The sequence below is a fragment of the Streptomyces silvisoli genome (assembly GCF_029269905.1).
GTDB lineage: Bacteria > Actinomycetota > Actinomycetes > Streptomycetales > Streptomycetaceae > Streptantibioticus_A > Streptantibioticus_A silvisoli_A.
Genome location: NZ_JARJBC010000003.1, coordinates 432,012 through 445,007 on the forward strand (window position 1 = coordinate 432,012; position 12,996 = coordinate 445,007).

The window sequence follows — 12,996 nt, forward strand, 5'->3', positions numbered from 1 at the left end:
GCCAAAAGGGCCGGGACGCTCGGCGATCCCTGGAAACCGCCTCTCGCGTCCCGGCCCTTCTCGTGGGCTACCGGCGGCCGCGGCCCGGGCCGCCGTCGCCGCTCACCAGGCCTGCCCGGCGCAGCGCGTCGGCCAGCGCGCCACCGCCCCCGGAGTCCCTTGCCTGGCCGCGGTTCTGCCTCGGCGGCGCGTTCCGCTTCGCACCGCCCCTGCCACCGCCGCGCTGCTCGACCTTGCCACCGCCGCGCTGCTCGCGCTCGCCGCGCGGCGCGCCCGCCTCGTCGTCCAGCCGCAGCGTGAGGCCGACGCGCTTGCGCGGGATGTCCACGTCGAGGACCTTCACCCGCACCACGTCGCCGGGCTTGACCACATCGCGGGGATCCTTGACGAACGACTTGGACATCGCGGACACATGGACCAGACCGTCCTGGTGGACGCCGATGTCCACGAACGCGCCGAAGGCCGCGACGTTGGTGACCACGCCCTCCAGCAGCATTCCGGGCACCAGGTCCTTCAGCTCCTCGACGCCCTCCTTGTAGGTGGCGGTCCTGAAGGCGGGACGCGGGTCGCGGCCCGGCTTCTCCAACTCGCCGAGGATGTCGGTGACGGTGGGCACGCCGAACGTCTCGTCCGCGAAGTCCTGCGGCTTCAGGCCGCGCAGCTTCTTGCTGTCACCGATCAGCGCCTTGATGTCGCCGCCCGCCGCGGAGACGATGCGGCGCACCACCGGGTACGCCTCCGGGTGCACGGCGGAGGCGTCCAGCGGGTCGTCGCCGTCGGTGATCCGCAGGAAGCCCGCGCACTGCTCGAACGCCTTCGGTCCGAGCCTGGCCACGTCCTTGAGGTCCTTGCGGGTGCGGAACGGGCCGTTGTCGTCACGGTGTTGGACGATGTTGTCGGCGAGCGTCGCCGTGATGCCGGAGACCCGGCGCAGCAGCGGTGCGGAGGCGGTGTTGAGGTCCACGCCGACGCCGTTGACGCAGTCCTCGACCACCGCGTCCAGCGAGCGGGACAACTTGGCCTCGGCCAGGTCGTGCTGGTACTGGCCGACGCCGATCGACTTGGGGTCGATCTTGACCAGTTCGGCGAGCGGGTCCTGTAGCCGTCGGGCGATGGAGACCGCGCCGCGCAACGACACGTCCAGGTCCGGGAGTTCCTGGGAGGCGTAGGCGGAGGCGGAGTAGACCGACGCGCCCGCCTCGGAGACCACGACCTTGGTGAGGTTCAGCTCTGGGTGCGCCTTGATCAGGTCGGCGGCGAGCTTGTCGGTCTCCCGGGAGGCGGTGCCGTTGCCGATGGCGATCAGGTCCACCTTGTGGGCGGCGCACAGCCTGGCGAGGGTGGCCAGCGACTCGTCCCAGCGGCGCTGCGGTACGTGCGGGTAGATCGTCTCGGTGGCGACGACCTTGCCGGTCGGGTCGGTGACGGCCACCTTCACGCCGGTGCGGAAGCCGGGGTCGAGGCCCATGGTGGCGCGCGCCCCGGCGGGTGCGGCGAGCAGCAGGTCGCGCAGGTTGGCGGCGAAGACCCGGACCGCCTCGTCCTCGGCGGCGGTGCGCAGCCGGGTGCGCAGGTCGATGCCCAGGTGGACCAGGATCCGGGTGCGCCAGGCCCAGCGGACCGTCTCCAGCAGCCACGCGTCGGCCGGACGGCCGCGGTCGGCGATCTGGAACCGGGCGGCGATGGCTCGCTCGAAGGTGGACGGGCCGTCCTGCGGCTCCTCGGGCTCCAGGGTGAGGTCGAGCACCTCTTCCTTCTCACCGCGGAACATCGCGAGGATGCGGTGCGAGGGCAGTTTCTCGAAGGGCTCGGCGAAGTCGAAGTAGTCGGCGAACTTGGCGCCCGCTTCCTCTTTGCCCTCCCGTACGCGGGAGCTGAGCCGTCCCCGCGACCACATGCGCTCGCGCAGGTCGCCGATGAGGTCGGCGTCCTCGCCGAAACGCTCCACCAGGATCGAGCGGGCGCCGTCCAGTGCGGCGGCGGCGTCCGCGACGGTGTCGTTGACGAACTCCTCGGCCGCGGACCGGGGTTCGACGGTGGGATCGGCGAGCAGCCGGTCGGCGAGCGGTTCCAGACCCGCCTCGCGGGCGATCTGCGCCTTGGTGCGCCGCTTGGGCTTGTAGGGCAGGTAGATGTCCTCAAGCCGGGCCTTGGAGTCGGCGGCGAGGATCTGCGCCCGCAGCGCGTCGTCCAACTTGCCCTGCGCCTCGATGGATTCCAGGATCGCGGCGCGGCGGTCCTCCAACTCCCGCAGGTAGCGCAGCCGCTCCTCCAGGGTGCGCAGTTGCGCGTCGTCGAGGGCGCCGGTGGCCTCCTTGCGGTAGCGCGCGATGAACGGCACGGTCGCCCCGCCGTCCAACAGGTCGACCGCCGCCTTGACCTGCCCTTCGCGCACCCCCAGCTCCTGGGCGATCACGCGTCCGATGGACTCGGTGGCGCCTGTAGCACCGGTGGACCCGATAGACGTTGTCGTCACTATCCGTTCCGCTTCCTCTGCCTCGCTGAGCTTTGCTCTGCATTGTGCCGGTGCGGTGGCGGGCTTGTCGCGCAGGGGCCGGGTGCGCGCCGCCCCCAACCTTCTTGAACTTTCAAGCTTCGGGGGCGTACGGTGGAGGTGACGGCCCCACCCGGCCGTTTCCTCACCCCAGGAGCACGCCATGCCCGTACGACGTCTGAACCACGCGGTGCTCTACGTCCGCGACACCGCCGACGCGGTGGAGTTCTACACGAATGTGCTCGGTTTCAAGGTCGACACCGAGATACCCGACCGGGCTGCCTTCCTCAGCGCGCAGGACACCCTCAACGACCACGACCTCGGACTGTTCGCCGTCGGCGCGCACGCCCCCGGCCCGGAGCAGGGCCGGGTCGGCCTGTACCACCTCGCCTGGGAGGTCGGCACGCTCGGTGAACTCGCCGAGATCGCGGACCGGTTGACCGAGCGCGACGCCCTGGTCGGTGCCACGGACCACCTGGTGTCCAAGTCGCTGTACGCCAAGGACCCGGACGGCAACGAGTTCGAGGTGATGTGGCGGGTGCCGCGCGAGGACTGGCCGGGCGCCGAGGAGCCGCACCGGCTGCGCCCGCTCGACCTGCGCGCGGCCCTGGAGCGCTGGGGTCCGGACCGGTTGACCGGCGCGGCGGCGGGCTCCGCCACCTGATCCGGTGGCCGGTCAGTAGCCGACCGCGAACCGCTCGCCGATGTGCCGCGGGTTCTCGATCTCGTCGACCACCGCGATCGCGAAGTCCTCGACGGAGATGCGGCTTTCACCCTGGTCGTCGACGACCAGGTCCTCCGACGCGGTGCGGTAGGAGCCGGTGCGCTCACCGGGTTCGATCGTCGCCGCGGGGCTGATGCTGGTCCACCGCACGTCCTTCACGGTGCGGTAGAAGTCCAGCGCCTCGCCGTGCGCGTGCATGATCTGCAGCAGGAACGCGGGCAGTCCCGGCGCGTCCCACACGCGTGTACCGTCCGCCCTGCGCAGCGATCCGGCGCCGCCGACCGTGATCAGTCGCGGCGCCTGCGGGCCGAGCGTGCGCAGGCCGCCGATCAGCGACTCGGCGGCCGGCCTGATGGTGGCGATGTGCCCGGGACCGTTGCCACTGCCCCCTCCGACCGCGCTCACCACCGCGTCCTTGCCCTGGGCGGCGGCGGCCACCGTCGTCGGGTCGAGCACATCGCCCTTGGTGACCGACAGCCGGGTGTGCTCGGTGGTGAGTTTGGCCGGGTCACGCACCACCGCGGTGACCTCGTGCCCGCGGCTGAGCGCCTCGCGCAGTATGCGGCCACCGAGGGTGCCGGTGGCTCCGAACAGGGCGATGGTCGACATCTCGGTTCTCCTCCGCTGTCCCGCCGCTGCGCGGGCGCTGTCCGCGTTCGGTCCGGTTCCCAAGGTCCCCCACTTCCGGGCCGCGTGCGAACCGGGGTTACGCCGTCGTGGGGGCGGCCAGGGCGGCGTGGTGGCGGCGGGCCACACCGGGGTGCGCGCGCAGCCAGCCCTTCAGCTCGTTGCGGCCGTACTCGGCGAACAGCGGATTGGCCGGGTCCTGGGTGGTGCCCGGTGCCCGCTCGGCGTGCGGGAACGGCAGCGGTTCGATGCGGGCGTCCAGCCGCGGGTTGTAGAAGAACGGCACGGAGAATCGTTCCTGCGCGGCGGCCGGGCTGACCACCCGGTGGTTGGTGGCCTTCAGATAGCCGTTGGTGGCCACCTCCAGCAGCTCGCCGAGGTTCACCACGAACGCGCCGGGCAGCGGCGGTACGTCGTGGAAGACTCCGTCCTCCCGCTCGACCTGGAGGCCGCCGATGTCGTCCTGGAGCAGCAGGGTGAGGAACCCGTAGTCCTTGTGCGCGCCCACACCCTGGTCGGCGCCGTCGGGCGCGCGGCCCGGGTAGCGGACGATCTTCAGATGCAGATGGGGGTGGTCGGCGAAGGCGTCGTCGTAGAAGTCTGCGGGGGCGCCGATGGCGGCGAGCAACTCCCTCAGCAGCCGGCCCGCGACCGCGCTCAGCCGGTCGATCCAGGCCAGGGCGGTATCGCGCAGTTCGGGCAGGGCGGCGGGCCACTGGTTCGGGCCCTCCAGCCACCAGTAGGCGGGCTCGCGGGGGCCGGGGACGCGCGCGGCGCGTTCGGCGCCGATGTCGAGCTGGTCGCGCCAGTCGGGGCTGCCGCCGGTGCGCTCGTCGCCGATGCGGGTGTAGCCGCGAAAGTGCGGGGAGTTGAGGTTGGAGATGGCGAACCGCTCGCTCTCCGGCAGCGCGAAGAACGCCCGTACCACGGAGTTGAGCGCGGCGGTCTCGGCGGACGTGATGCCGTGGCCGACGAGTTGGAAGAAGCCGACGTCGTGCGCGGCCGAGTGGAGTTCGGCGTGCAGTCGGGCACGCGCGGCGGGGCCGCCGGAGGCGGCGGACAGGTCGATGACCGGAAGCTGATGCGACATGGGTGTGGTCCGCAGGGTGAGGTCCGGACACGCCCCGGCGGTGGCCGGGCACGCCGCGAGCGGGCCGGGGTACGGCGGGATCGCGGAGCCGGAGAGGCGACTGGAGTGGGGAAGCCGTGGGATCAGCCGCTGCGGCGACAGGACATGCTCGTGACGCGGACGAAGTCCACGTGGCGACGGCGTACGAGCGCGAGCATGCGGGCAGCATACCTCGCTGATCCGGGGGCCGGGTCACGGTGGTTCGGACCGCCGGACGCCGCCGCGGCGCAGGGTTGCCACCGCCGCGACGGCGAGTACCCCGCGGCGGAGCCCGGCGGTGCCGAACCGGTCCGCTCCCCGGCGAAGTGGACTACGGCAGTCGCGACATCCGGGGCGCTCCCCGGACCCCGGACAGGGTCCGCCCCACCGGATGCGTCACCGGGCCGGGGCCGACCGCCCGTATCAGCGCCGGATAGCCGCCGACCAGCGGAAGGTCGGCCGAGGAGTGCGCCAGATCGACGCTGACGGTCGGAGTGGTGTCGGGCGCGACGATGAGCCCGTTGTCGGTACCGGCGACGATCAGGGCCAGCCGGTGCCCGGCCGGGACGACGTGGTCGCTGGCGGCCAGCCGCAGTGTGATGGTGTACGGCTGGCCCGGGGTGAGCGGCACGCCGTGCAGCGACGGGGCGTAGTGGCCGAGGTCGGCCCAACCGCGGCTGAACACCGTGTAGTTGACGTTGGTGGTGTCCGCGGCGGTGTCGTGGAAGCAGGCACTGTCACCGGAAGTGCTCTCGCCCCAGCACGACTTGGTATTCAGGGTGGTGATGCCCTCACCGTCGCCGCCGTAGTTGCGGATGGTGGCGGGCCCCAGGTCGACCAGTACGGCGGACAGATGGGCGCTGGTGGTGGAGGAGGTCGCGGTGAGCGTCACCGTACCGCTGCCGGACAGCCGCAGGTCCCGCTTGAGCACCCCGGTGGTGAAGGCGACCTTGTCGCTGTTGGCCTGGTCGACCTGCGCCGACCAGTCGGTCTCGCTCTGCGACGGGTCGTCGGTGTACGTCTCGGTGCTGCCCGCCGCGGGGGGCGCGACTCCGAGCGTGCCCAGTCCGTTGCCGCTGCCCGGGTCCAGCCGGACCTCGGTGGCCGCGGTGCCGGGGGCGGGCCAGACGGCGTCGGTGGTCCAGTGGTCGGGGGTGCGCTCGATGTCGGCCATGGGGGCGCGGTCGATGCCGTTGTCGACGCCCATCAGGTAGTGGTCGAACCACTGGTGCAGGGTGTCCACCCAGGCCGAGCGGCGGTAGTCGAACGGATCGACATGGCCCGTCTGGGAGAGCCAGATCTTGCGCTGTACGCCGTGCGCGGCGAGCGCGTCCCACCACTGGCCGAAGTTCTTGGTGCGGACGTTGAGGTCCTCCATGCCGTGCACCAGGAAGACGCTGGCCTTGACCTTGGCGGCGTCCGCCGCGTAGTCGCGCTGCTGCCAGGCGCTCGTCCAGTCGCCGTCGCGCGGGGCGCCGTCGCGCAGCCGCTGCTGCTCGGCGGAGCAGTTGGCCTGCGCGTTCCGGCTCTCCACGTCACCGGCGAGGGCGTCGGGGCCACCGTCGTAGAGGGCGGCGCCCTGCGCGAAGTAGTAGTCGTACCAGGAGCTGATGGCGCTGATCGGCACCACGGTCTTCAGGCCCGCGACACCGGTGGCCGCCACCCCGTTGGCGATGGTGCCGTCCCAGCTCTTGCCGATCATGCCGACCGAGCCGTTGGCCCAGCTCGCCGTGGTGGCCTGGCCTCCGGTGCGCGAGCTGTAGCCCTTCGCGCGGCCGTTGAGCCAGTCGATGACCGCCTTGGCGGAGGTGATGTCGGACGGTCCGCCGACGTCCACACAGCCGTCGGAGCGGTTGGTGCCCGCGAGGTCGACCAGGACGACGGCATAGCCGCGTGGTACGAAGTAGTTGTCGTAGTAGAGCGGGAACTGGACCGGCTTCCCGTTCTTGTCGTAGGTCTTGACCTGGTTCTCGTTGCCGCGCCCGCAGCAGGAGTAGTACGGGCTGGCGTCCATGATGACCGGGACCTTCTGCCCGGCCGCCGCCGGTTCACGGGGCCGGATGATGTCGGCGGCCACCCGGTCGCGCTTGCCGTTGCCCTCGCCGTCCAGGCCGGTGTCGACCCAGACGGACTCCCGGATGGCGTTGGCGTACGAGTAGACGGGTTGCGTCGGTCCGGTTCTGGGTCGGCCGTGCGCCATGGCCGGCGCGGTGAACGCGGCGACCAGGGCGGTGACGACGACCGCCACGACCGCTATGGATGGGATGCGGAATCTCCGCGCAAGTGACAGCACGGGCCGCACGGTACCGCCTGTCATTGCCATGACAAACAGCCTTTGCGAAAACTTATTCGGAAGATGCCGGACCTGCCCCCGAAAGGCGGTATTGAGCGGTGCCCGGAAGGCGAAGCCTGTACACAATGTTTCAGTGATGTCCATTGATCGCCGCAGCGTTCTGGCCGCGGCCGCCGCCGCGCTGACCGCCGGATGCGCGGGCGGCCGGCCGCCCGCCTCATCGCCCCGGGCGGCGGCCCCGTCCAGCGCCGCCCCGGCACGCACCCCCGGCGCGCCGCTGCCCGCCGGGCTGCCGGACCAGATCAGCCACGGCCCGCGGGACCGCCAGATGGTGGCGCTCACCTTCCACGGCCAGGGTGAACCCCGGCTCGTCGAGGGGCTGTTGGGCGAGGTGGAGCGGGCCGGGGCACGGATCACCGTGCTGGCGGTGGGCAGTTGGCTGGACGCCTATCCGCGAATGGCCCGCCGGGTACTGGACGGCGGCCACGAACTCGGCAACCACACCCAGAACCACCGCGGCATCTCGGCCATGCCCGCGGACCGGGCATCGGCCGAGATCACCCAGTGCGCCGAGCGGCTGCGCAGGTTGACCGGTGACATCGGCCGCTGGTTCCGGCCCTCACAGGCCCAGTACGCCACGCCGCTGGTCCAGCGATTGGCCCGCGCCGCCGGGTACCGCCATGTCCTGTCGTACGACGTGGACTCCCTTGACTACACCGACCCCGGCGCCGAGGCGGTGCGCCGTACCGTACTCGCCCAGGCGCGGCCCGGGTCGGTGGTGAGCTTGCACTTCGGGCACGCGGGCACGGTCGAAGCGCTGCCCGCTCTCCTCGACGGCCTCAAGCAGCGCGGTCTGCGCGCGGTGACCACCTCGGAGTTGCTGACCTGATGCGTGCCATACCCCGTACCCCGCTGCACACGGCGCTGCTGGCCGTCGTGTGCGTACTCGTCGCCGTCGGCTGCTCGTCTCTGAGCAGCCGCCACAACACCCCGTCCCGCCCGAGGAGTTCGACCTCGCCGGGGGCGGGCACCATGGGCGTGGCGTTCGACGGACTGCCGGGCATGCCGCCCCCACTCGATCCGCACGACCTCTACGCGGCCGACCGGCCGGGCGCGCTCTCCGCCGCCGTGCGGAACTTCCCGAACCTCGTATACGTGCCGAACACGATATCCAACACGGTGTCGATCATAGATCCGGCGACCGACAAGGTGATCCGGACGATACGGGTGGGCCGCCAGCCGCAGCACGTCGTCCCGTCCTGGGACCTCAAGACGCTGTGGGTCAACAACGACCTGGGCAACTCGCTCACCCCGATCGACCCGGCGACCGGCAAGGTGGGCAAGCCGGTCGACGTGCACGACCCGTACAACCTCTACTTCACGCCGGACGGCAGGCACGCGGTGGTGATGGCCTCCCAGGACCGGCAACTGGTCTTCCGGGACGCCCACACCATGGCCGTCGACAAGGCGGTGCCGGTCTCCTGCGGCGGGGTCAACCACGCCGACTTCTCGCCGGACGGCAAGTACTTCATCGTCTCGTGTGAGTTCTCCGGTGAACTCCTGAAGGTCGACACCGCCGCGATGAAGGTGGTGGGCCAGCAACGTCTGGCGTACCAGGGCTCGATGCCGCAGGACGTGAAGCTCTCGCCGGACGGAAGGACCTTCTACATAGCGGACATGTCCGCGGACGGGGTGTGGGTGCTCAACGGCGACACCTTCGCCGCGCCCACCCTGCTGAAGACCGGCAGGGGCGCGCACGGCACCTACGTCAGCCGGGACTCCAGGTACCTCTACGTCTCCAACCGGGGTGAAGGCTCCATCTCCGTACTGGAGTTCGCCACCGGCAAGCTGGTGAACAAGTGGTGGCTGCCCGGCGGCGGCAGCCCCGACATGGGCGGCGTCTCCACGGACGGCAACATCCTGTGGCTGTCCGGGCGTTACAACTCCGAGGTGTACAAGATCGACACCCGCTCCGGGAAGCTGATCGACCGGATCCCGGTCGGCGCCGGCCCGCACGGCCTGTGTGTGTATCCGCAGCCCGGCCGGTACTCGCTCGGCCACACCGGGATCTTCCGCTGAGGGATGACACAGGAAGCCGCGCGGTGCCCGCTGGCGCCGCGCGGCTCGGGTGTACCCGTATCCGACCGGGTGTCATCGCTTGAAGTGCATGTCGCGGTGCGTGTCCATCCGCTCGTGGCGCATCACACCGGTGTGGTACGAGGTGTGACGACGCAGGTGCGTGTGACGGTAGTGGCTGTGGTGGCGGTGGTGACGCGAAAGCCTGGCCTCGTGCCCCTTGGTGAGGTGCTTTCCGTGGTGGTGCTGGGCGCTGCCGACCGAGGGAGCGGCGGAGGCGCCGCCCGCCGCGAGCAGCAGAGCGGCGGCGCCGCCAACCAGTACCCAGGCGCCGCGAACGGCCGACGACGTCGTAAGGGACTTCATGGTGTGTTGCCTCCAAGAGCGTTGAGAACGGGCCCCGACAACGAGCTGTGACACATCGGGCTCGGGCTCTGCCCAACGACCCAGGTAGCAAAGGGTATGGAGACGGTTACCGAATTTTGCCATTTATTGGGGAATTCCGGTCATCTGTGTCAGATGCTGCTAGATGCCGCCTTACACCCGGCAGCAGGAGGGACCTTCGTCCCGGTTGGCGATCGGACGAACTGGGAGAATCGACCAGAGCGGCCATCTCGGGCCGCCGCCCGCCAGGATCGTACGAAGGAGAGCCGGATGACCGCCCGCCCGCCGCGCCGCAGGCCGTGGCACGCGCCGACCCGCGGCTGGCCCGCCCGGCTCCGGGCGCGCCGCGCCGCGTGGCTGGCGCTCGCCGTGGTGCCCGCGTTCGGCCTGCTGCCGGTGGCCTGCTGGCTGGGGATGCACGGGCCGGTCGGGCTGGCGTGCAAGGTGGGCGTGGTCTGCCTGCTGTATCTGGCGGGCGTGGCGCTCCACGCGCGGACGCTGAGCGGGCAACGGGGACGCATGGCGTCGGCCGGGTTCCACGGTGCGGCGTATGTGGGCGCCACGCTGCTGGAGCCGTGGCTGGCCATTCCGTTCGGCCTGTACCTGGCCCGGGCGATGGTGCTGCCGACCCGGGCGCTGTCGCTCCGGGCGGTCGGCGGGATCGAGGCGACGGGGGCGGCGGTGCTGGGGGCGACGCTGCTGCTGGCGGTGTAGTGGCCCGGGCCTGCCCGGGAAATAGTTGAACGGTCTCATACTTTCGGCCAACGCCAAGTGGCCGGACAGCCGAGGCGCGCGGGCTGATCCACTTCCTACCGTGAGGTGGTCGCAGGAGTCGTCCCCCCACCGCACCACGAGGCGATCGGTAGATGAGGCAGATGTCGTCCCCCCGGGTGTCCCCCCGGATCATCCAGCGTTGGCTGCACTGGCCGATCATGGTCCGCAGTGCCATGGCGGGCACGCTGCTGGCGGTCCTGCTGTGGGAGGAGGGGGGACTGCTCAGCGGCCACCCCTCGGGCGCGCACCTCGCGGTGTGGATCGCCGGGGTACTGGTGAGCCTGTGCCTGTTGCCGTGGGGTCCGCTGGCGGTGCGGGCGGGGGTCGCGGCCGGGGTCTCCTGGACCGCGACCGTGGTGCTGCTGTGGTACGGCAGCCATGTGGTGGTCTGGGGGCTGACCGAGACACTGGTGCTGCTCGTGCTGCTCGTGCAGGTGCTGCGCCGGGTTCCGGTACGGGCCGCGGTCCTGGTGGGGGCGGCGCTGGCGGCAGGGGCGGTGGCGGCGCCGGTGCGCGACGCGCAGTCGAACAACGTGGCCGCCATCTCGTACGCGGTCATCGTGGCCGGGGCCGCCGCACTCGGGCTGTACCTACGCGCGTGGGACGTGGAGCTGGAGCGGTCGCAGACCGCGGCGCGGAACGCGGAACGGCTCGAACTGGCCGGGGAACTCCACGACTTCGTGGCACACAACGTCACCGCGATCACGGTGCTGGCTCGTGCCAGCGAGCAACTCGCCGTCGACAACCCGTCGATCGCGGCATCGCTGCGGGGCATCGAACTCGCGGGAGGAGAGGCGATGACCTCGTCCCGTCGGATGCTGAAGGTGCTGCGGGCCGAGCGCCCGCAACGCCAGCCGCTGGCCGATCTGGAGAAGATCGAGGACCTGGCGCACGCGTTCCGGCTGCCCTCGGCCGAGCCCGGCGCGGTGCGGCCCGCGGTGAGCCTCGCCGTCGACCCGCGGTTCCACTCGGGGCTCGCCCCGGACCTGGCCACCACGGTGCACCGGATCGTACAGGAGGCGCTGGCCAACGTGGCCAAGCACAGCCCGCGGGCCACCAGCGTACGGATCGCGCTGCGCTGCGACGGGGGGCGGTTGCACGTTTCCGTCCGCAACGACGGTCACCGCCCGCGCAGGGCGGCCGAGGACACCGGTGGCCTCGGCCTGGTCAGCCTCTCCGAACGGGCCGACGCGATCGGGGGCTCGCTCATCGCGGGACCGCTGCCCGACGGAGGCTGGGAGGTCCTGGCAGTGCTTCCGGCGGAATGAGGCAGGGCCCGGGGTGCGATGGGGCCTTGCCCCGAAAAGGCTGGAGCGCCGCATCGGTGGGCCACCACGGCGGTGGGGTCCGGCGGTGCCGAAACCACCGCGACCCGGACCCACCGCCCGCTAGCGCGCGTCCCGCACCGTGCTGCCCCGCGGCGTCAACCGCGGCCGCTCGTCCAGGACGTGGACCGCGGGCCCACCGTCGAGCAGGGCGAGCAGCGCCGTGGCCGCGCGGCGGCCGAACGCGCTGGTGTCCCGGACCAGGGCGGTCAGCCCTGGATGCGTACTGCGGCACAGTACGGAGTCGTCCCACGCCACGATCGCCAGATCGCCCGGTACCGCGAGCCCTCGCTCGGCGGCGACCGCCAGACCGGCCACCGCCATCACGTCGTTGTCGTAGACGATCGCGGTCGGCGGCCGCTCCCCCGCCAGTACCGCACGGGTCGCCGCCGCGCCCTCGGTGTCCGAGTAGTCGGTGCTCACCGAGCGGACCTCGGTCAGCCCGCGAGCGTTCGCCGCCGCGTGCAGCGAGTGCGTTCGCCGCTGGGTGTGGGCGAGTTCGGGCAGCCCCGCGATGTGCACGATACGGCGGTGCCCGAGCTGGAACAGGTGGTCCACGATGGAGGCCATCGCCCCGGCGTCGTCCGTGCGCAGCTGGGAGATGGCCGGGTACTCCACCGCGCCGTCCGGCGGCGCCGGCTCCAGGCCGCCGATGATGACCGCGGGCAGCCCCAGCGAGTCCAGCAGCCCCGGCCGTGGGTCGTCATGGCGTGGGTCCACCACCAGCAGTCCGTCCACCCGGTGCTCGGCCCACCAGCGCCGGTACACCTCGCACTCCGCCGCCACGTCCTCCACCACCTGGAACAACAGGCCCAACCGCCGTTCCGCCAGCACCTCCTGAACGCCGGAGACCAGCCGCAGGAAGAACGACTCCACCCCGAGGGTACGCGCCGGCCGGGCCAGCACCAGCCCCACGGTGGCCGCGCCCTCCCCGGACAGCGCCCGCGCCGCCGTACTGGGTTGCCAGCCCAGTTGCTCGGCCACCCGCCGCACCCGCTCCCGGGTGGCCGGTGAGACCCCGGGCCGGTCGTTGAGCGCGAACGAGACGGCGCTCTCGGAGACACCGGCCCGGCGCGCTATGTCCTTCATCGTGGGTCGGCGGGCGGGTCGGCGCATGGTCAGGCCTCTCAGGATCGTTGAACGCTGCGCACCGCGACCGGCCGATCAGTCCGCCCGTAGGGCTAAAGCGCT

General features: G+C 71.6%; 11 protein-coding genes. 5 read left to right on the top strand and 6 right to left on the bottom strand.

Annotated features, from left to right (window positions below):
- Positions 1-67 precede the first annotated feature (67 nt).
- On the bottom strand, positions 68-2,476 hold the full coding sequence (locus tag P3G67_RS07550; protein WP_391858214.1) for a Tex family protein: 2,409 nt from the start codon (positions 2,474-2,476) through the stop codon (positions 68-70).
- Between the two features lie 181 nt (positions 2,477-2,657).
- On the opposite strand from P3G67_RS07550, the gene P3G67_RS07555 reads away from it, so the two are divergent.
- Complete coding sequence (locus P3G67_RS07555) at positions 2,658-3,158, top strand: VOC family protein (protein ID WP_269855085.1); 501 nt, start codon at positions 2,658-2,660, stop codon at positions 3,156-3,158.
- Between the two features lie 12 nt (positions 3,159-3,170).
- On the opposite strand, the gene P3G67_RS07560 is transcribed toward P3G67_RS07555, so the two are convergent.
- The 3 genes from P3G67_RS07560 to P3G67_RS07570 form a co-directional block, all read right to left on the bottom strand.
- Entirely contained in the window at positions 3,171-3,827 is a 657-nt protein-coding gene (locus tag P3G67_RS07560; protein WP_276092744.1) for an NAD(P)-dependent oxidoreductase, read from the bottom strand.
- 97 nt (positions 3,828-3,924) lie between these two features.
- Complete coding sequence (locus tag P3G67_RS07565) at positions 3,925-4,935, bottom strand: isopenicillin N synthase family dioxygenase (protein WP_276092745.1); 1,011 nt, start codon at positions 4,933-4,935, stop codon at positions 3,925-3,927.
- A 349-nt stretch (positions 4,936-5,284) separates the two neighbouring features.
- Positions 5,285-7,270, bottom strand: coding sequence for a Xaa-Pro dipeptidyl-peptidase (locus P3G67_RS07570; protein ID WP_391858217.1), 1,986 nt, complete (start codon positions 7,268-7,270; stop codon positions 5,285-5,287).
- A 112-nt stretch (positions 7,271-7,382) separates the two neighbouring features.
- On the opposite strand from P3G67_RS07570, the gene P3G67_RS07575 reads away from it, so the two are divergent.
- Positions 7,383-8,135, top strand: coding sequence for a polysaccharide deacetylase family protein (locus P3G67_RS07575; protein WP_276092746.1), 753 nt, complete (start codon positions 7,383-7,385; stop codon positions 8,133-8,135).
- Positions 8,135-9,325: a YncE family protein gene (locus P3G67_RS07580; protein WP_276092747.1), complete on the top strand. Its 1,191-nt coding sequence runs from the start codon at positions 8,135-8,137 to the stop codon at positions 9,323-9,325. Before P3G67_RS07575 ends, P3G67_RS07580 begins: the two co-directional genes overlap by 1 nt.
- Positions 9,326-9,397: 72 nt before the next feature.
- Here the strand turns inward: P3G67_RS07580 and P3G67_RS07585 are convergent, their stop codons facing one another.
- On the bottom strand, positions 9,398-9,688 hold the full coding sequence (locus P3G67_RS07585; RefSeq protein ID WP_269855090.1) for a hypothetical protein: 291 nt from the start codon (positions 9,686-9,688) through the stop codon (positions 9,398-9,400).
- A 288-nt stretch (positions 9,689-9,976) separates the two neighbouring features.
- Here P3G67_RS07585 and P3G67_RS07590 point away from each other — a divergent pair, with 288 nt between their 5' ends.
- Both P3G67_RS07590 and P3G67_RS07595 read left to right on the top strand, forming a co-directional pair.
- The gene (locus P3G67_RS07590) at positions 9,977-10,420 is read left to right on the top strand and encodes a hypothetical protein (RefSeq protein ID WP_276092748.1); all 444 of its coding nucleotides are present in this window, start codon (positions 9,977-9,979) and stop codon (positions 10,418-10,420) included.
- Positions 10,421-10,572: 152 nt separating this feature from the next.
- Entirely contained in the window at positions 10,573-11,748 is a 1,176-nt protein-coding gene (locus P3G67_RS07595) for a sensor histidine kinase (protein ID WP_276092749.1), read from the top strand.
- 120 nt (positions 11,749-11,868) lie between these two features.
- Here the strand turns inward: P3G67_RS07595 and P3G67_RS07600 are convergent, their stop codons facing one another.
- On the bottom strand, positions 11,869-12,921 hold the full coding sequence (locus P3G67_RS07600; RefSeq protein ID WP_276092750.1) for a LacI family DNA-binding transcriptional regulator: 1,053 nt from the start codon (positions 12,919-12,921) through the stop codon (positions 11,869-11,871).
- Positions 12,922-12,996 lie beyond the last annotated feature (75 nt).